General features: G+C 52.8%; 15 protein-coding genes. 11 read left to right on the forward strand and 4 right to left on the reverse strand.

The genetic code is table 11. The features are described from left to right. Positions 1 to 186: 186 nt before the first annotated feature. Positions 187 to 1,248 (reverse strand): AraC family transcriptional regulator, encoded by a 1,062-nt coding sequence (locus tag BMY09_RS13525; protein ID WP_091359224.1) that lies wholly within the window; start codon positions 1,246 to 1,248, stop codon positions 187 to 189. A gap of 327 nt (positions 1,249 to 1,575) precedes the next feature. On the opposite strand from BMY09_RS13525, the gene BMY09_RS13530 reads away from it, so the two are divergent. Next, entirely contained in the window at positions 1,576 to 2,349 is a 774-nt protein-coding gene (locus BMY09_RS13530) for an IclR family transcriptional regulator (protein WP_091359227.1), read from the forward strand. Between the two features lie 109 nt (positions 2,350 to 2,458). Here BMY09_RS13530 and BMY09_RS13535 read toward each other — a convergent pair whose 3' ends face one another. From BMY09_RS13535 to BMY09_RS13545, 3 genes are all read right to left on the reverse strand, one after another. Next, positions 2,459 to 3,808 (reverse strand): aminotransferase class III-fold pyridoxal phosphate-dependent enzyme, encoded by a 1,350-nt coding sequence (locus tag BMY09_RS13535; protein ID WP_091359230.1) that lies wholly within the window; start codon positions 3,806 to 3,808, stop codon positions 2,459 to 2,461. 16 nt (positions 3,809 to 3,824) lie between these two features. Beyond that, complete coding sequence (locus BMY09_RS13540) at positions 3,825 to 5,234, reverse strand: aldehyde dehydrogenase family protein (protein ID WP_091359233.1); 1,410 nt, start codon at positions 5,232 to 5,234, stop codon at positions 3,825 to 3,827. Between the two features lie 74 nt (positions 5,235 to 5,308). Next, positions 5,309 to 6,640 carry an alginate export family protein gene (locus tag BMY09_RS13545; protein WP_091359236.1) on the reverse strand — a complete coding sequence of 444 codons (1,332 nt, stop codon included), beginning with the start codon at positions 6,638 to 6,640 and terminating at the stop codon, positions 5,309 to 5,311. Positions 6,641 to 6,897: 257 nt separating this feature from the next. On the opposite strand from BMY09_RS13545, the gene BMY09_RS13550 reads away from it, so the two are divergent. The 10 genes from BMY09_RS13550 to BMY09_RS13595 all read left to right on the forward strand — a co-directional run bounded on the left by BMY09_RS13550 (position 6,898) and on the right by BMY09_RS13595 (position 17,762). Continuing rightward, entirely contained in the window at positions 6,898 to 8,439 is a 1,542-nt protein-coding gene (locus BMY09_RS13550; RefSeq protein ID WP_091359239.1) for an acetolactate synthase large subunit, read from the forward strand. A 10-nt stretch (positions 8,440 to 8,449) separates the two neighbouring features. Continuing rightward, positions 8,450 to 9,940: an aldehyde dehydrogenase family protein gene (locus tag BMY09_RS13555; RefSeq protein ID WP_091359242.1), complete on the forward strand. Its 1,491-nt coding sequence runs from the start codon at positions 8,450 to 8,452 to the stop codon at positions 9,938 to 9,940. Between the two features lie 20 nt (positions 9,941 to 9,960). Then, a complete protein-coding gene (locus tag BMY09_RS13560; protein WP_091359245.1) occupies positions 9,961 to 10,755 on the forward strand; it encodes an SDR family NAD(P)-dependent oxidoreductase in 795 nt (264 codons plus the stop codon). A gap of 11 nt (positions 10,756 to 10,766) precedes the next feature. Next, complete coding sequence (locus tag BMY09_RS13565; RefSeq protein WP_091359248.1) at positions 10,767 to 11,801, forward strand: VPS10 domain-containing protein; 1,035 nt, start codon at positions 10,767 to 10,769, stop codon at positions 11,799 to 11,801. Between the two features lie 12 nt (positions 11,802 to 11,813). Further along, entirely contained in the window at positions 11,814 to 12,272 is a 459-nt protein-coding gene (locus BMY09_RS13570) for a VOC family protein (RefSeq protein WP_091359251.1), read from the forward strand. 45 nt (positions 12,273 to 12,317) lie between these two features. Then, positions 12,318 to 12,920 carry an amino acid synthesis family protein gene (locus BMY09_RS13575; protein ID WP_091359254.1) on the forward strand — a complete coding sequence of 201 codons (603 nt, stop codon included), beginning with the start codon at positions 12,318 to 12,320 and terminating at the stop codon, positions 12,918 to 12,920. A 50-nt stretch (positions 12,921 to 12,970) separates the two neighbouring features. Beyond that, positions 12,971 to 13,807: an alpha/beta fold hydrolase gene (locus tag BMY09_RS13580; RefSeq protein WP_091359257.1), complete on the forward strand. Its 837-nt coding sequence runs from the start codon at positions 12,971 to 12,973 to the stop codon at positions 13,805 to 13,807. A 23-nt stretch (positions 13,808 to 13,830) separates the two neighbouring features. Continuing rightward, positions 13,831 to 15,438 carry a bifunctional 3-(3-hydroxy-phenyl)propionate/3-hydroxycinnamic acid hydroxylase gene (locus tag BMY09_RS13585; protein ID WP_091359259.1) on the forward strand — a complete coding sequence of 536 codons (1,608 nt, stop codon included), beginning with the start codon at positions 13,831 to 13,833 and terminating at the stop codon, positions 15,436 to 15,438. Between the two features lie 102 nt (positions 15,439 to 15,540). Further along, positions 15,541 to 16,998, forward strand: coding sequence for an NAD-dependent succinate-semialdehyde dehydrogenase (locus BMY09_RS13590; RefSeq protein WP_139203188.1), 1,458 nt, complete (start codon positions 15,541 to 15,543; stop codon positions 16,996 to 16,998). Continuing rightward, positions 16,998 to 17,762 carry a 2-keto-4-pentenoate hydratase gene (locus BMY09_RS13595; protein ID WP_091359262.1) on the forward strand — a complete coding sequence of 255 codons (765 nt, stop codon included), beginning with the start codon at positions 16,998 to 17,000 and terminating at the stop codon, positions 17,760 to 17,762. Before BMY09_RS13590 ends, BMY09_RS13595 begins: the two co-directional genes overlap by 1 nt. Positions 17,763 to 17,783 lie beyond the last annotated feature (21 nt).

Consider the following 17,783-nt stretch of genomic DNA (forward strand, 5'->3'; position numbering starts at 1 on the left):
CGGTTAAGAAGATCTTAAAGATTTATCTCTGTGTCCTCGGTGCCCTCTGTGGTGAACCGTTTTTTAAAGAAGCCTGGTCTGGAACGCGGTTATAGTTTTTACCACGGGCGTACTGAGATAAGCGGTTAAGAAGATCTTAAAGATTTATCTCTGTGTCCTCGGTGTACTCTGTGGTGAACCGTTTTCTTAAAGGTGACGGTTGCGGAAGGCGGTTGGGGTTTCTCCGGTCCAGCGCTTGAAAGCCCGGTTCAGATGGGCGGGGTCGGAGAAACCCAGCGAGTAGGCGATCTGGGTAATACTCTGGCGGGAATACTGCAAATATTTACGCGCCAGCTCTTCACGGATCTGATCCCGCAGTGTCTGGATGGTGGTACCGGATTGGGTGAGTTTGTACTGCAGTGTTCTGGGCACCATGTTCAGCTCGTTTGCCACCGCTTCCAGCGTCGTCAGTCCCAGCGGCATCAGATCGATCAGGGCGATACGCACCCGGCCACAAAGATCGGCCATCTGTAAGCGCTGCAGATAGTCCTCAACCAGTTTATCGTTCTGTTCAGCCAGCAGAGTATTGCCCGTTGGCAGCTCTTTATTCAGGGTGTCTGCACTCAGCACTAAGCGATTTTCAGACGCACCAAACGAGACAGGGCACTGGAAATAGCTTTCCCATAATGCCGGGTTAACCGGCGCCTCACGGGTGAAGCTAACCAATTGGGGGGCGAAACGCTGATCCGACATATCGCGGAACATTTTTACCACTGCGCCGAGAAAATAGTCGACCCCTTCAGCGGCAACCAGCGGCCGGTTGTCAGACTGACGCACCTGCATGCAGAAGTGGAAGCTTAGGGGATCGGCTTTATCCAGCGAGAGGTTGCAGCCATCATTGAGTAATACTTCAAAGCGCACCATGCGCTTGAGTGCATCGAGCAGACTGTGACTGGCCCACAAAGAGAAGCCCAGGGCATGAAAGGTGGTGGGGCAGACATAGCGGGCAACCTGTAAGCCGATATCCTCCTGGCCGGTTTCTGTTAACGCCAGCGCCCAGAGTGCACGGGTATGGTCAGCACTAAAGCGCACATCGGTATCACTCATCCGGGATATATCCACGCCCGCCGCGCGCAGAAGCTCATCGCCATTATAGCCAAGAGAATCCAGGGCGCGACCAACGGCCACAGACCAGCCCCCCACGACAGTGGATGACTGTTTGTTGTTGATCTGCAGATGTTGATGTCGTTGGTCGTTGCTGTTATTCATCAGATTACAAATAGCTCAAAGACGTAAATGGATAATAAGCCAGTCAATCCTAAGGATACCGTCTATCGCCCCGGTGCGGATAGCATTTCTCTCAGAGCGGTTATCAGACAGTCTGATTGTATGATCTACTACCGTGATGTCGCTCTATTTTCTGCACTGTATTATCAAAAAGAAGCTAAAATGGTGTTGTTTTATCTTTAGTTGCTGAAGTTATTCTTCTATTGTGAGAATATTGCGTTTATTGGGCCCTTCATAGGGTAGATAGATTATTACAAAGCTGAGTGTGTTGTTTTACATTTGCAACGCACCATACTGAAAGGAGGCAAGATGACAAGCCTTAGCAAGATGCTGAATGTATTGAATATGTTTGGCCCGGATTCGCTGCTGTTAGATGTGGATTCAATTGCCGATGGCATGGGGCTTTCACGGGCGACGGCCTATCGCTATGTAAAAGAGTTGTGCGAATCAGGGTTGCTGAGCCGGGTGGATGGGCAGTATACCCTGGGTCCCAGAATCATTGAGCTGGACTGGATGATGCGTCGCTATGATCCGTTGCTCTCAAATGGGCGAGAGATCATTTCTGAGCTGTGTAAGACCACCGGCCTTAATGTCTATATCAGTGTCTTTTACGACGGACATATCATTAATACCTATATTAATTCTCCTGATACAGAGTATGGTTTTTCGTTTGGCCGGGGGCAGCCGTTGCCTTTATTTAAAGGGGCTCAGTCTAAAGTGCTGGTGTCCTATCAAAAGGGCCGCAAGCTGAAAAAGTTGTTTTATGAAGCGATAGAGAACAGCGCTGAGTATGACTTTACCTGGAAGAGTTTTTCCCAGGTAACCCGTTCAATTCGTCAGGATGGTTACTGCATTACCCATGATGAACTGAACTCCGGGCTGACCGGTATTGCCGCGCCGATTATCAAGCCGGGGACAGAGGATATTCTGGGCAGTATCGCAGCAGTAGGGGGAACATCCAGTTTTCAGTTACTCCGGCATGAAGCGGTGATTGAGCTGGTAAAAAGTGCGGCGAATCGCATTGCGGCCAGGATTGTTTCGTCAGAGTCTGATAAAGAAACAGCTGCAGAAACGGTTTCTTAAAGGCTTTAATTAGCAGAAGAAAAAAGGCTAACCCGATATCGGGTTAGCCTGAAATTACTGGCGGGTTTGCCAGTAGGAGATCAACCGTTGCGTCGCGTTGGATATGCGTTTAGTTAACGCTACTGAAAGCAGTCTCCAGTGCCGCAGCCATCTTATCGGCTTCCTCAATGGTCAGGGTCAGAGGAGGGGAAAGGATAATCTTCGTGCCCACCGGGCGCACCAGTACGCCGTTCTGTTTGGCCGCTTCAGCGATGCGGTTAGCATAGCCATCCATCGGATTGACCGGCTCACGGGTTGCTTTATCAACCACCAGATCAAGCGCCAGCATCAAACCTTTCCCACGCACTTCACCCAGATGCGCAAACTTTTCAACCAATGGTAGTAAGGCCTCTTTCAGATGCGCACCGACTTTTTTCGCATTACCCGGCAGATCCTCTTTCTCGACAATATCGAGCACGGCCAGTGCTGCCGCACAGGCGGTCGGGTGGCCGGAATAGGTGTAGCCATGCATGATCATGCCGCTGAAGTCCTGGCTGTTTTCGATAGCATCGGTAATCCGCTTATTGAAAACAGTTGCCCCCAATGGGATATAACCGGCAGAGATCCCTTTTGCCAGACAGAGAATATCAGGCACCACACCCCATCCCCGTGACCCCAGCATGCAGCCGGAGCGACCGAAACCGGTGACCACTTCATCGGCGATCAGCAGAATGTTGTACTTGTTCAGCAGCTCGCGTACGGCTGGCCAATAGCTATCGGGCGGCACTATAACACCGCCAGCGCCCTGAACCGGCTCGGCAATAAACGCAGCAAAACTATCGGGACCATGAAACTGGATCTGCTCTTCCAGCTGGCGGATACAGTGTTTAGTCAGCTGTTCAGGGTCTTCACAATCCCAGGGGTTGCGATACAACCAGGGGGTATCCACCTGCACGCAACCCGCCAGCAGCGGGCCGTGGTTCATATGGTAGACATTATTACCGCCAACTGAGGTACCGCCCATGTGCACACCGTGGTACGCATTACGCAGGGAGATAAACTTGGTGCGCTTCGGCTCACCCGCCGCAATCCAGTATTGACGGGATAGTTTCAGAGCCGTCTCAACCGCATCGGAACCACCGCTGCTGAACAGCACCCGGGACATATCCTCTGGCTGAAACATCTCGATCAGTTTATCAGCAAGATCGTATACCCGGGGGTGAGCGATACCATCGAACATCTGGTAATACGCCAGCTCGTCCATCTGCTTGTTAATGGCGGCTTTGACTTCGACACGATTGTGGCCAATATTGACGTTCCACAGGCCGCCAACGCCATCCAGCAGTCGATTGTTATCAACATCTGTGACGTAGTTGCCATCGGAAGAGGTAATAATCAGAGTGTCTCCATTATTACCGGGTGTGGGCGGCCCCATTGGGTGCCAGAAACGCTTCTGAGCGGTTTTATATTTTTCAAACATTGCCAATACCTGCTAATTATTTCTTAATGTGCACGACTTGCATCGCTGTATATTCGAGTAAACCTTCCAGACCAAACTCGACCCCAAAGCCTGACATCTTGCAGCCGCCGAAAGGCACATTGGGCTGAATCTCCGCATGGGTGTTAACAAAGGTGGTGCCACACTCAAGGCGGGAAGCGATGGTGGTTGCCTCGTTGGTATCCGGCCCCCAGACCGAACCATCAAGTCCCATATCAATACCGTTGGCCATCTCGATGGCATTTTCAACGTCGGCGTACTTAATCACCGGCAGTACCGGGCCGAACTGCTCTTCCTGCACCAGAGGCGCTTCATTTGAGATGTCGGCGACAATGGTTGGCGGATAGAAATAGCCGACCTGATCCAGTGGCGCTCCCCCGCAAAGAATGCGTGCGCCCCGGGTTTTAGCGTCTTCGACTAACCCGGTAACCAGATCCAGCTGATCCTTGTTTTGCACCGGGCCGAAGTTCACACCTTCGTCCATACCGTTGCCGACGACCTGCTGTTTAGCAATATCAGCCAGGGCAGCACTCATCTCTTCATAAAGTGACTCATGAACGTAGAGACGCTTCAGCGCGCCACAGGTCTGCCCCATATTGAGGAATGCCGCGCCAAAGATGGCGGGTGCAACGTTGCTAACATCGGTGCCCGGAAGAACGATAGCGGCATCGTTGCCACCCAGTTCCAGCGTCAGACGTTTGAGGTTATCTGCGGCATTACGCATTACCGATTGTCCGGTTGGTGTGGAGCCGGTGAAGACAATCTTATTAATACCCGGGTGAGCGGTGATACCGCTGCCGATACCCCGTTCTCCGGTAATGATATTGATAACACCGGCAGGCAGGTGGTTGTTGATGATTTCGACCAGCTTAATGGTGCTCAGCGGGGTCAGTCCGGAGGGCTTGCTGATCACCGTGTTCCCGGTGCGCAGGGCAGGCATGATATGCCAGATGGCGATCATGAAGGGCCAGTTCCATGGCGTAATTGAGGCCACCACACCCAGCGGTTTACGGTGACCCTCTATCAGTTTATCTTCTGTATCTTCAAAGACTTCAACGGGAATCTCCGTTTCAGCCGTGTAGCGGGTCCAGGCGATACCGCCCTCGACTTCACCAATCGCCAGACCAAACGGTTTTCCCTGTTCAGCAACGATCAGTGCTGCCAGTTCATCACGGTTTGCGGCAATCTCGTCAGCAATACGGTGCAGAATCGCTTTACGCTCTTCATGGGAGACATGCTGCCAGCTCTTGAAAGCGCGTTGCGCTGCCTGTACAGCCAGGTCTAACTGCTCTGTGGTGCCGTTGGCACAGGTCGCCACCGTTTCCAGTGTCGCCGGGTTGATCACTTTGAACGGTTCGCAGGCACCTTCAACCCACTGACCATCGATAAGTAATTTGTAGTTGTTCATCTACTTCCACCTGCTTGTAAAAAGGGCCGGGACGTTAATCCCGGCCAGGGTTGCATTTTCTGATGAAGGGGGTATCAGAAAGGTACAATCGCGATAACCTGCATGTAAGTATTGGTGTTGTCGTTACCCTGAGAGCTGTTGGCGTTATCCGGAGTATAGAAGCCCAGAACCGGGCTGATAATCAGATGATCAGCGGCGACCCATTCCGCCCAGATATTCAGCTCGTTACCTGAGACATCAAAGTTCTGGTTCGCAACATCAACACCATTTTTATCTTCAAAATCAAAGTAGCCCGCACCCACTGTCAACATCTCCGTTGGATGAGCGGTGACACCCAGATAGTTGATATCGGTACCGGTGGCAAACGGGCCAGCATAGTTTGCTGCCACTTCACCCTGAAACCAGGTACCGTAACCACGGTTGAAACCAAAGAACAGCGGGTCATAGCCCTCATCATAACGGGTGAAACGGTAGTTAACACTTGGGGCCCATGGCGCATCAGCAAATGTCCAGCCCGCTTCTACATACCAGGCATTGGCGTCCATTGAGTTATCGCCTTGAGTCTGATCAACATATTCTGTTGACAGGAACAGGTTTTCGACACCGGCATTACCCTGATAACGAACGCTGACTGTTTTCTGGCCATCACGTTTGTCATGACCGAAGAAGGCAGCCTGATCTGCGTCTACGCCCAGGCCTTTGAGATACATTGCACCGAAGGTGCCTTTTTCCGTTACGTATTCAACGTTAGCTCCTGCCAGTTCAGTGCTGGCCTGAGCCTGGTTGTCTGATTCGACCCAAAAGATATCTGAACGCAGACCGGTATCACCGCCGATCCGAACCATCACGGTTTTATCAAACGCTTTGCGCGGTGCCAGCCAGTATGCACCACCCCGGTCAGGCTCTACATCAAATGGTGTTCCGGCAATGACAGGGTCCAGGCCTTTACCCATGTTCAGGGCATCACCATTCATAATAAAGCCGTCACCGATAGTGATATTCTGGCGACCCACAGAAATTTCAAACATCCCGGTACGCAGTCCGGCAAACAGATCTTCAATCTCTGTTTTGCTTTCGTCGCCTGTGGTTACGCCACTGGCATCACCATCACCCCAGGTACCGGATGTCACGGCATTCACTGAACCGAACAGCGTTGCGCCATTATTAAGGTCATGGGAACCACTGAAACCATACTTAATATAGCCTTCCTGCCAGGTAGGATTTGACTCTGAATTGCCGTATGTCTCATCACTGCTGAAGGTGCCAATAGTTGCTTCAACATCCAGGTTCAGCTCAGAACCGTTTTCACTATAAAGAGGGTAAGCCTGGCTGGTGGCCGATGCGCTGGCAAGGGCAATGCTTGCGGCAAGCAGGGAAACTTTCTTGGCGTTGCTGGTAAGGTTCATCAGACCGTTACTCCTTCCTGTATTTTTCGTTTTTATTACATTATTTGTAACTCTGCATATAAAAATACGTTAATATTGCAAATAATCAAGCATAATTCTCATATTGCGATAATATTGCTTATATATTTATATTTATTTGCGTTCGAGCGGTGTCTTTTTAGTTAATTTAAGAAAAATGTTGAATATGAGATTATTATTATGTAGATTTGGTTATCAAAGTCTCATAATATGAGATAGATAATGTTTGGAGTTGATCTATGAATGGTGCGGAACTGCTAATAAAGGCAGCTGTTGAGGCTGATATTGAGTATTGCTTTGCAAACCCGGGTACCACTGAGATGCCACTGGTTGCAGCAATGGAGAGTGAGCCTCGCTTCCGGCCAGTGCTCACGATGTTTGAGGGCGTATGTACGGGCGCCGCTGATGGCTATGGCCGTGTTACCGGGCGTCCGGCGATGACGCTGACACATCTGGGGCCAGGTTTCGCTAACGGTATTGCCAATCTGCATAACGCCCGCCGGGCGAATACCCCGATTGTCAACGTTGTCGGCGATCATGCCTCATGGCATGTGAATTATGATCCACCGCTGGCAAGCGATATTCACTCTCTGGCCAATCCTGTATCGAAGTGGGTTCGCACCTCTAAAACGGCTGAAAGTGTGGCCGCGGATTTTGTTGATGCCGTTAATGCTGCCTGGCAGCCATTCGGTGCCATTTCTACCCTGGTGCTGCCGATGGATCTGCAGGCAAAGCCGATTGAGAATCCGCTGGCTGCAGGTCATGTAAACGCCCCCGTGCGCCGTTTTTTCAGCGATGGCGTTGATGCGGTTGCGAAGAAGATTAAAGCCGGTAAGCGGCTGGTGTTCATCGTCGGTGATAACGGCGTCACCGAAGCGGGCCTCAGAGCCGCTGGCCGTCTGGCACAGCTGCCCAACGTTAAGATGTTCGCTGAAACCTTCCCGCGTATCAGTCATCGCGGCGGTGGCCTGCCGGATCTAGATCGTCTGCCATATTTCCCGGAAGTGGCTATTAAAGAGCTGGATCAGTATGACGAAGTGGTATGCGCCGGAGTGCCTGAACCGATCTCTTACTTTGGTTATGAAGGTTTGCCCTCCCGTCTGGCGGAACAGGACCGGCTGGTGGTGCTGGCTGAGGTGGGTCATGACGTGGTCGGTGCCATGGAAGCGCTGGCGGATGCGGTTTCAGCGCCCGCTTTTGTTGAACTTCAGGGTGAACTGGTCATGCCGGATGCGGATGCAGAACTAACACCGCAGTCCATTGGTCAGGTGGTTTCTGCCGGTCTGCCCCATGACTGTATCGTCTCTGTTGAGGGTGGCACCTGTGGTTATCCCTTTTTTACCGCGTCAGCCCATGCGGTTAAACACCGGGTGATTACTAATACCGGGGGCGCTATCGGTCAGGGTATTCCTGCGGGCTTTGGTGCTGCCCTGGCCGAGCGGGGTAACACCGTTATCTGTCTGCAGTCCGATGGCAGTGCTCAATACACTATCCAGACGCTGTGGAGTATCGCCCGGGAAAATCTGCCGGTGGTTATTCTGATTGCGGCTAACCATCGCTACGGCATTCTGCAAAACGAATTGCGGCGTTACGGTGTCACTGAGTTTGGCCCCCAGTCGCTGTCGCTGACTGAGCTGGATAAGCCAAAAGTGGACTGGCAGTCACTGGCGAAAGCCTATGGTGTTGACTCGACGGCAGTGAAAACCAATGCGGAACTGGCGCGGGCCATGAAGACTGGAACGGGTTCGAAGGCCCCGTTCCTCATTGAGATGTGTCTGTAAGGAGAGAGTTGTGGCTGTTGTAACGATTAATTCGGACGTTGAACGCTTTCTGGCGCAACCAAAAAAACTCTATATCGGTGGCGAGTGGGTTGCGGCCAGTTCCGGGGCAACCTTTGAGATCGAAAACCCGGCGAATAAGCAGGTGTTTGCTCACTGTGCTACCGCGGTGGAAGCGGATATTGATGCGGCGGTGCAGGCCGCGCGCGATGCCTTTAACGGTGAATGGTCAACGGTTCAGCCTGCTCAGCGTTCGATTCTGATGAACCGGCTGGCGGCACTGATGGAAGCGGACAGCGACAATCTGGCGCAGATTCTGACGCTGGATAATGGTAAGACGCTGCTACATGCCAAGGGTGAGATCGCTGCGGCGCTGGCTATTCTGCGCTACTTTGCGGGCTGGCCTTCTAAGATAGAGGGCAGCACGCTGCCGGTTTCACCCCGCAGTGGGGCACCGATGTTTGCCTATACGCGCAAAGAGGCGGTTGGTGTCTGTGCCCTGATTGTTCCCTGGAACTTCCCCCTGTCGATGTGTTTGTGGAAATTGGCACCAGCCCTGGCGACCGGTTGTACTTCGGTGTTGAAGCCTTCGGAAACAACACCGCTGGCGGCGTTGCGACTGGCAGAGTTGTTTGATCAGGCGGGCTTCCCGAAAGGGGTGTTTAACGTTGTTACCGGCTTCGGTGACCGGGCAGGTGCACCGCTGGCGGCGCACAATGATGTCGATAAGATCGCTTTCACCGGTTCGACTCAGGTGGGCAAGATGATTGGTCAGGCGGCTCTGGGGAATATGAAAAAAGTCTCCCTCGAACTGGGCGGTAAGTCACCCAACATCATTATGCCGGATGCGGATATTGTCCGAGCAGCACAGGGGGCAGCAGACGGTATCTTTTACAACCAGGGGCAGGTGTGTACCGCCGCTTCGCGTCTCTATGTCCATGACAGCGTACTGGATCAGACCCTCGAACAGCTGGCTAAACACGGTTCTGGTTATGTGGTGGGTAATGGCCTGGATAGCGACACCACCATCGGCCCGCTGGTGTCTGCGGCTCAGCATGGCATCGTCAGTAATTACATTGCAAAAGCGGTGCAGGAGGGGGCTGAACTGATCTGTGGTGGTCAGGCGCCTGCCGGAATGGACCATGGGCATTATATGCAGCCCACGGTGTTTCTGGATAAAGCGGAGCAGACCTGTATCGCCCGGGAAGAGATTTTTGGACCGGTAGTCACCGTGATGAGCTGGTCGGATACCGATGAACTGATCCATCGGGCCAATAACAGTGACTTTGGTCTCGCAGCCGGTGTCTGGACGAATAATCTGCAGAATGCTCATCGCATTGCGGCCCAGCTGAAAGCCGGGTCGGTTTATGTGAATTGTTGGAATGTGGTCGATCCAGCTGCGCCGTTCGGCGGTTATAAGCAGTCTGGCTGGGGTCGGGAGATGGGGAAAAATGTTATCGATGCTTACACCGAAACAAAGAGTGTTTTCGTGGACCTGTCGTAATAAGAGTTGAGGAATTTAAGATGGATTTAGAACTAAAAGATCGCGTTGCTATTGTCACCGGTGGCGGTATGGGTATCGGTAAAGATGTGGCCCGTTTCCTGGCGGAAGAGGGGTGTGATGTGGTGATCTGTGCCCGGACGATGTCGGTGCTGGAAGCCACTGCTGCGGAAATTTCAGAAGCAACCGGCCGTCGTGTGTTGCCGCTGTTCTGCGATACCAACAGCGATGATGCGGTAAACGCCATGGTGGAGAAAACCATCGAGGCATTTGGCCGGGTTGATATTCTGGTGAATGGCGCGGCGGCACCGTCCGGTGTGGTTCGCAACTCCATTGAGTTTGCCGGTGCCGATGAGCTGCTGGGCGATATGAACACCAAAGTCATCGGTTACTTCCGCTGTGCTAAAGCGGTCACTCCACACATGAAGAAGGCAGGCTTTGGTCGCATCATCAATATTGGGGGGCTGACCGGACGTAGCAGCAAGGTGATGTCGGGTATGCGTAACCTGGCCATCGTACATATGACCAAGAACCTGTCTGACCAGTTGGGGCCTTTCGGGATTACCTGCAACATCATTCACCCGGGTGTTGTGGATACCCCTCACATCCATGAACTGTATGAGCGTGAAGGGGTCTTGCAGGGTAAAACCCCTGCCGAGATTGAACAGGGCTATATCGATGTCACACCGATCAAGCGGACACTGCAGCCGGTAGAAATGGGCTGGCTGATCGCCTTCCTGGCGTCTCCGAAGGCGGGAGCGGTTACCGGCGAGTCAATCGGTATCGATGGTGGTTTAACCCGCGGTATCTTTATCTAGGAGGCATGAACATGAGTGGAACATTATTAGTTGCAACGGCCGGCCAGGGCGTTATTAAAAGTGGTGATAACGGTCAGACCTGGCACCGTCTGAGTCTGGGGCAGGATATCGAATTTGATGCGATAACCCGCTCTCTGGACATGCATCCCGATGAGCCGGAAAAGATCTATATAGGCACCGATACCGGTTTGTGTATCAGTGATGATGCGGGGGCCAATTGGAAGCACGTTGAAACCCCGTTCAATGGTGAGACGGTATGGAAGGTGGCGGTTGATCCGGCTAACCCTCAGCGGGTCTTTGTCGGTACCGGCGCGCCTTCACGTGCAGTGCTGTGGCGCACCACCGATGGCTGCAAAACCTGGGATCGTGCACCGGTTGAGATTCCTGAGTTCTGTGCCGGGGTTAACAAGCCGCGCCTGCTGGCGTTCTCTTATGACCCGACCGACGCCAACAAGCTGTGGTTTGGTCTGGAAGAGGGTGGCCTGTTCAAGAGTGTGGATGGTGGTGACAGCTGGGAACGGATCGATGACCGTCTGCTGTGGGACTATAACTCCGATATCCACAATATCAATGTCCTGCCTAATCATGGCAATAAGGTGGTTGTGGTTGTTTGTGTTAACGCCATTTACACCAGCCACGATGAGGGGATGACCTGGAAGGGTGTCAATCCTAAATCCGCTTTTGGTTTGTATTACGCCCGGGCGACTGCGGTACCTCATGGTTCCGAAGATACTATCTATGTCAGTATCTCCGATGGCACACCGGGAACCACCAGTCAGCTTGTTGTCTCTCGCGATGCGGGCGAGAGCTGGGAAAAACTGCCACTGCCGGTGCAGCCTAACTCCTGTATCTGGGGTATCCATGTGAATCCTGCCAACCCGGAACAGATTGTTATGGGCTGCAAGTATGGGCACCTGTTTACCAGTGATAAAGCCGGTCTCTCCTGGAAGAAAGAGTGGCGTGAATTCAGTGAGATCGCTGATGTTCTCTGGACCCCCGCTCAGGCTGAAATTGCGGTTGCTCACCAATCTGTTATCAACCCGTAAACCGAGGTAGATATGAAAATTAAAGTAAACAGAACCCATATTGCCCTGTTCGTGACTGATCCTGAAACGTCAGCTGCATGGTATGAAGATGTCCTGCAGATGGAACGTATGGCCTGCAATGGTAACGACTGGATCATGATGGGGTTTGGTGAAAAACATCATGATATCGCTCTGATCAAAGCCCCGGCGGGATCTGCCCAGGGCACTCTGGGTCTGCAGCACTACGGCCTGGAGATCGACGGGGATGAAACCATCCTGCGTACTCTGTACGGCATGTTACTGACGAAGAAGGTGAACGTTGTAAAAACCACCGATCATGAGATTGGCCGGGGGGTTTACTTTACCGATCCTGATGGTAACCGGCTGGAGTTCTTTCTGGAAACAGAACACGACGATGAACTGGCCAAACAGCGGTTTAAAGCAGCCAATGCGCCCAGCCGGGAGATTGTTCTTGAGCCAATATTTGAATAATTGTTAGTCACTAATGTTTAGTTGTTAATTGTGAAGGTAATCGTAATGAAAGACGCTAATTTTGGGCCATACCATATCCGTAAGTGGTTCAGTTTCTACGAAGAAACCCTGGCAAATGAAACCGGTATTCTGGCTGATGGTGAGCCGGTTAAGAAATATGTTATTGCTGCTGCCATCCAGAATCCGTTTGCGGGTCAGTTCAGTGAAGATCTGTCTGCGTTGATTGAAAACTCTCCGGAGCTGGGTCACGAGTTTGGTCGACGTATCAAAGAACTGGCCGGCGATAACCCTATTGTCAGCTACGGCAAAGCGATTCTGGTTGGTGCTGATGGTGAGTATGAACACGGTAACGCGTTTCTGACTAACCCCGCTGCAGACCCGGTGCGTGACGCCCTGGGTGGTGGTAAGTCGTGGGTGCCTTCAACGGGCAAGATCGGCGGCCCGGGTGCTACGCTTGATGTGCCGCTGGCGCATAAGGATGCCCTCTATGTGCGTTCACATTATGACTCTATCTCGGTCTCATTTAATGATGCGCCCCGTAACGACGAGGTGTTGATTGTGTGGGCATTTGCAACCCGTGGTCGCCTGCATGCACGTTTGGGTGGGCTGAAAGCGGAAGACGCTAAATGCGAAAACGGTCTGGTGTAAGACGGTTCCACAAACAGAGTTTTTAGTTATAGCGTAAACAGAGGTGTCCGATGGCCCCAAGCAGTCATTTCTTTAACAGTGGCGATCTGAAACTGCACTACCTACAGTGGGGTGATCCGCAGGGAATTCCGGTGGTGATGTTGCATGGTTTAAGGGGGTTTGCAGAAACCTGGCAGGAACTTGTCACTGCACTGGGTGATCAGTATCGCTGTTTTGCGCTGGATCAGCGGGGCCGGGGGGAGAGTGACTGGGGGCCTGTCAGTGGCTATCACACCGATACCTATGTGGAAGACCTGAACGCTTTCATCGGTCACCTGGGGCTTGATCGGTTTATTCTGATCGGCCATTCGTTGGGCGGCACCAATGCCCTCGAATATACCCGGCAATACCCCGACAAGGTGCAACTGCTGGTGATTGAAGATATCGGTCCGGGGTCTTCCAACCGGGGTGACGGTGCTGAGCGTATCCGTCGGGAGATGCGCAATACTCCGTTATCTTTTGCCTCTTGGGAAGAGGCTGAAAGGTTCTGGCGCAGCAGCCGTCCCAATCTGACAGAGGAGGCGCTCGCTGCCCGGCTTAAGTTTTCCCTGCGGGAGCAGGATGGAAGAGTAACCTGGAAGCATGATCAGCAAGGCATTGCTGAAGCGCGTCTGACGATTGAGCCGATCGATCTCTGGCCCGCTGTTAACGCCATACGAATTCCCTCTCTGCTGGTGAAGGGAGGTAATTCAGATTTTCTGCCAGCCGCGACGGTAAAAGAGGTTATTGAAAAGAACCCGTGCTTTAGCGCTGTGACCGTCGATAACGCCAGCCATTACGTTCATGACGATCAGCCTGAGAAGTTTAATGAGGCCGTAGTGCGTTTTGTACAGAGCGCTTCGGTTTAAAAAATAAGAGAGAGACTATTCTGATGGAAACACAAAAAACACAGGTTGTTATTGTTGGTGGTGGGCCTAACGGCATCACGCTGGCGAACTACATGGGCATGTACGGTATTCAGACCGTTGTGCTTGAAGCGTCGGAAGAGATTCTGCCATATCCCCGTGCCGTTGGCATGGATGATGAGGCGATGCGGGTACTGCAGGGAGCTGGACTGGCGGATGAAGCGATCAAGGACATGATCCGCAACGTGCCACTGCGTTACTACAACGCCCGTGGTGTTTGCTTTGCCGAGGTGAAGCCGAAGACTGCGCAATATGGCTGGCCGATGCGCAACATTTTTATGCAGCAACTGACCGAAGCCACGATGCGCGAGGGGCTACAGCGCTTTGATAATGTTGATCTGCGCCTGGGTCACACTATGGAGTCCATCTCTCAGACTGATGATCGGGTGACCCTTGAGGTCACGGATAATACGGGCAAGGCCTACACACTGGAAGCGGACTTTGTGGTGGCATCAGACGGTGCCCGTTCTGAGGTGCGCAAGCAGCTGGAGATCGGTTATACCGGCATCACTCACGAAGCGAAATGGGTTGTGGTGGATGCCGCGAATGATAAGCTCAATGCCCCCTATACGGCGTTGCATGCGGATCCTTCACGCCCGTTTGTCTGTATCTATCTGCCCTATCAGTACCGTCGCTGGGAGTTCATGCTGTTCCCCCATGAGAATGAGGAGGAGATGTGTCAGGAGGAGGTGATCCGCAAACTGATCCGGGGTCATATCGGCGATGACGTGGATGATCTGGATATCGTGCGGATTCGTGCGTATACCCATAACTCCCGGGTGGCGGACACCTTTACCAAAGGGCGGGTAATGCTCTGTGGTGATGCTGCCCACATTACACCGCCCTGGGCGGGTCAGGGGCTGAACTCCGGTCTGCGTGATGTGGTGAACATCGCCTGGAAGGTTGCCGCTGCCGCTAAAGGACGCATCCCTGTCAGTGTGCTTAACACCTATGATCAGGAACGTCGGGGCCATGCCACCGATCTGATCGCCCTGGCTGACAATATGGGCGCGGTGCTGGGGATGACGAACCCGATTCTGGCCGGTATCCGAGACTGGATCTTCAAGGCGTCAGACTCAGTGGATAACCTGCGCGAGCATCTGGTTGAGTTTAAGTTCAAGCCGAAGGCTCATATCACCAAAGGCATTGTTCATCACGAAGCGGATGAGATCTATCCTGACAGTCTGGTGGGCCAGCTGTTTATTCAGCCGGACGTTGAAACGGCTGATGGCAGCCGGGAGAAATTCGATGAGGTGCAGGGCCCCTGGTTCTCGGTAATCGGCTTCCGTACTAACCCGCTGGCCAACGTTTCCGAAGAGAATAAAGCGTTCTGGGCAGGTCTGGACACCCGTTATATTCAGGTGAATCGCTCCAAAAGTGGTTTTAGCTATCATGAGCGCTTGCAGGCCGAGGGCGTGGTCAGTGTTGAAGATGTTGACCATACGCTGGAGGACTGGTTTACCGCCGCGCGGGATAAGATTGTTATCGTCCGACCGGACCGGTTTGTTGCTGCAATCTGCTCGCCTTCCCGGTTGAATGAAGCTCTGGATGCCCTGCGTAAACAGTTGAGCTAATTTTTCGGGGCCGCAGTAAGGCATCTTCGCTGCGGCTTTTCTGACTGTTATTTTTCACTGATGTTTCTCACTGACATGATCCATTAAGAAAGAGTTTATTGCATGCTGTCACTTTCAAATCCTGAGCTACTTAAGAGCTCGTGTTTCATCAATGGCGAATGGGTCGGCGCTGATTCAGGCGACACCATCGATGTCATTAATCCTGCAGATGATTCTGTCATCATTGATGTGCCTGTGATGGGGCAGAAGGAGACCGAAGCCGCCATCGGTTTCGCTGCGACAGCCTGGAAGCCCTGGAAGAAAACAACGGCAAAGCATCGTGCGCAAATTTTACGTCGGTGGTTTGATCTGATTATGGCTAATCAGGACGACCTGGGTAAGATTCTCTCGGCGGAACAGGGTAAACCCATCCCCGAAGCAAAAGGTGAGATCGCCTATGCAGCCTCTTTCATTGAATGGTTTTCTGAAGAAGCGAAGCGGACTTACGGGGATGTGATTCCTGAAGTTGTTCCCGGCACCCGTCTGACCGTGAGAAAAGAGCCGATCGGTGTCTGTGCAGCCGTCACACCTTGGAACTTCCCGGCGGCGATGATTACCCGTAAAGCCGGGCCGGCTCTGGCTGCCGGTTGTCCGATCATTATCAAACCGGCTTCGCAGACGCCTCTGACTGCGTTTGCGCTGGCGTATCTGGCCCACGAGGCGGGGGTGCCAGCAGGTGTATTGCAGGTGATTAATGGCCGCTCTTCTGAGATCGGTACGGCGCTGTGTGAAAACCCTACCGTGCGCAAACTGTCGTTCACCGGGTCAACCGATATTGGCAAGCTGCTGATGCAACAGTGCGCTGCTAATGTGAAAAAAGTCTCTCTGGAGCTGGGCGGCAATGCGCCGTTTATCGTCTTTGATGATGCTGATCTGGATAAATCGGTTGAGGGGGCGCTGATCGCCAAGTTCCGTAACAACGGTCAGACCTGTGTCTGTGCCAACCGCATACTGGTACAGAGCGGTGTGTATGATGCGTTTTCTGCCAAGCTGGCTGCAGCGGTCGATAAGCTGGTGGTGGCTGATGGTGCTACTGCGGGGGCCGAGCTTGGTCCGCTGATTGATCGTAAAGCCTACCGCTCGATTAAAGCGATGATCGATGATGCCACGGCTAAAGGCGCGGTACAGATTACCTCACGAAATGTTGAGTTTGACGAGCAGCAGCGCTTTATGAACCCGGTCGTCCTGGGGGATGCGCAGCGCTCAATGGATTTTTATGCCGATGAGATCTTTGGCCCGGTGGCGGCGCTGTTTAAGTTTGACAGCATCGATGACGCGATCGAGATGGCCAACGATACGGAATATGGTCTGGCGTCGTATATGTATACCCAGAGCATCTCCACCTATATCCACGTCAGCGAAGCGCTGGAGTATGGCATGGTGGGGGTGAACACGGGCCTGATCTCCAATGAAGTTGCGCCGTTTGGGGGGATCAAATCGTCCGGTATCGGTCGTGAAGGTTCGAAGTACGGCATTGAAGATTATCTGGAAATTAAATATGTCTGTCTGGGTGGTCTGTGATGAACGCTGTCTATCAACAAGCGGCTGCAGCGATCCAACATGGCCGCGCTGAGTGCCAAACGCTCAGCGATGTGACGGTGTTTGATGGTTTTACCATTGATGATGGTTATGGCGTTCAGCGGCAACTGATGAAGCAGAATGCGGCGGCAGGTAATCAGGTGTCTGGCTGGAAAGTTGCCATGGCGAATCAGCCTGCACTGGATAGGTTTGGGCTTGATGAGCCGGTGTATGGTGTGCTGTTCAGAGATATGCTGATTGAGGGTGACCGCCTCAGCCCTGACGCCGTGATCGCACCTAAACTGGAAGCGGAGCTGGCGTTTATTCTGGGTCATGATCTTGATGGCGATGACTACACCGATCAGCAGATTATCGAGGCAATTGCTTATATTGCACCGGCGTTTGAAGTGGCCGATTCCCGGCTGGGCTGGAAGTTTGGTATCGGCGGTTTTCTTGCCGATAATGCGGTTGCCTCTTTTTACCAGTTAGGTGAGCCGCAACTTTTTATACCTGGGCAGACCGGAACTGAGGTTGAGTGCAGTCTGACCACGGCAACTGAAACGCTGTCCGGTTCGCCTGCCAGTGTACTGGGCGGTCCGCTGACATCCTTTGTCAGGATGGTGCGTAGCCTGCTGGCACTGCACGGTGGTGTTAAGGCGGGGCAGCACTTTATCAGCGGTTCGCTGACGAAACCGATCGATATGATTCCGGGCACAACCTACCGTTTAACCATGCTGGACACTGAACTGGTTCTGTCCTATCAATAGCTGCACTGTATTTACACAGAG

The organism is Amphritea atlantica (genome assembly GCF_900111095.1).
Classification (GTDB): Bacteria; Pseudomonadota; Gammaproteobacteria; order Pseudomonadales; family Balneatricaceae; genus Amphritea; species Amphritea atlantica.

Excerpts from the sequence above, each read along its gene's own strand:
- BMY09_RS13525 (WP_091359224.1), bottom strand. The coding sequence starts at position 1,248 with ATGAATAACAGCAACGACCAACGACATCAACATCTGCAGATCAACAAC.
- BMY09_RS13530 (WP_091359227.1), top strand. The coding sequence starts at position 1,576 with ATGACAAGCCTTAGCAAGATGCTGAATGTATTGAATATGTTTGGCCCG.
- BMY09_RS13535 (WP_091359230.1), bottom strand. The coding sequence starts at position 3,808 with ATGTTTGAAAAATATAAAACCGCTCAGAAGCGTTTCTGGCACCCAATG.
- BMY09_RS13540 (WP_091359233.1), bottom strand. The coding sequence starts at position 5,234 with ATGAACAACTACAAATTACTTATCGATGGTCAGTGGGTTGAAGGTGCC.
- BMY09_RS13545 (WP_091359236.1), bottom strand. The coding sequence starts at position 6,640 with ATGAACCTTACCAGCAACGCCAAGAAAGTTTCCCTGCTTGCCGCAAGC.
- BMY09_RS13550 (WP_091359239.1), top strand. The coding sequence starts at position 6,898 with ATGAATGGTGCGGAACTGCTAATAAAGGCAGCTGTTGAGGCTGATATT.
- BMY09_RS13560 (WP_091359245.1), top strand. The coding sequence starts at position 9,961 with ATGGATTTAGAACTAAAAGATCGCGTTGCTATTGTCACCGGTGGCGGT.
- BMY09_RS13565 (WP_091359248.1), top strand. The coding sequence starts at position 10,767 with ATGAGTGGAACATTATTAGTTGCAACGGCCGGCCAGGGCGTTATTAAA.
- BMY09_RS13570 (WP_091359251.1), top strand. The coding sequence starts at position 11,814 with ATGAAAATTAAAGTAAACAGAACCCATATTGCCCTGTTCGTGACTGAT.
- BMY09_RS13575 (WP_091359254.1), top strand. The coding sequence starts at position 12,318 with ATGAAAGACGCTAATTTTGGGCCATACCATATCCGTAAGTGGTTCAGT.
- BMY09_RS13580 (WP_091359257.1), top strand. The coding sequence starts at position 12,971 with ATGGCCCCAAGCAGTCATTTCTTTAACAGTGGCGATCTGAAACTGCAC.
- BMY09_RS13585 (WP_091359259.1), top strand. The coding sequence starts at position 13,831 with ATGGAAACACAAAAAACACAGGTTGTTATTGTTGGTGGTGGGCCTAAC.
- BMY09_RS13590 (WP_139203188.1), top strand. The coding sequence starts at position 15,541 with ATGCTGTCACTTTCAAATCCTGAGCTACTTAAGAGCTCGTGTTTCATC.
- BMY09_RS13595 (WP_091359262.1), top strand. The coding sequence starts at position 16,998 with ATGAACGCTGTCTATCAACAAGCGGCTGCAGCGATCCAACATGGCCGC.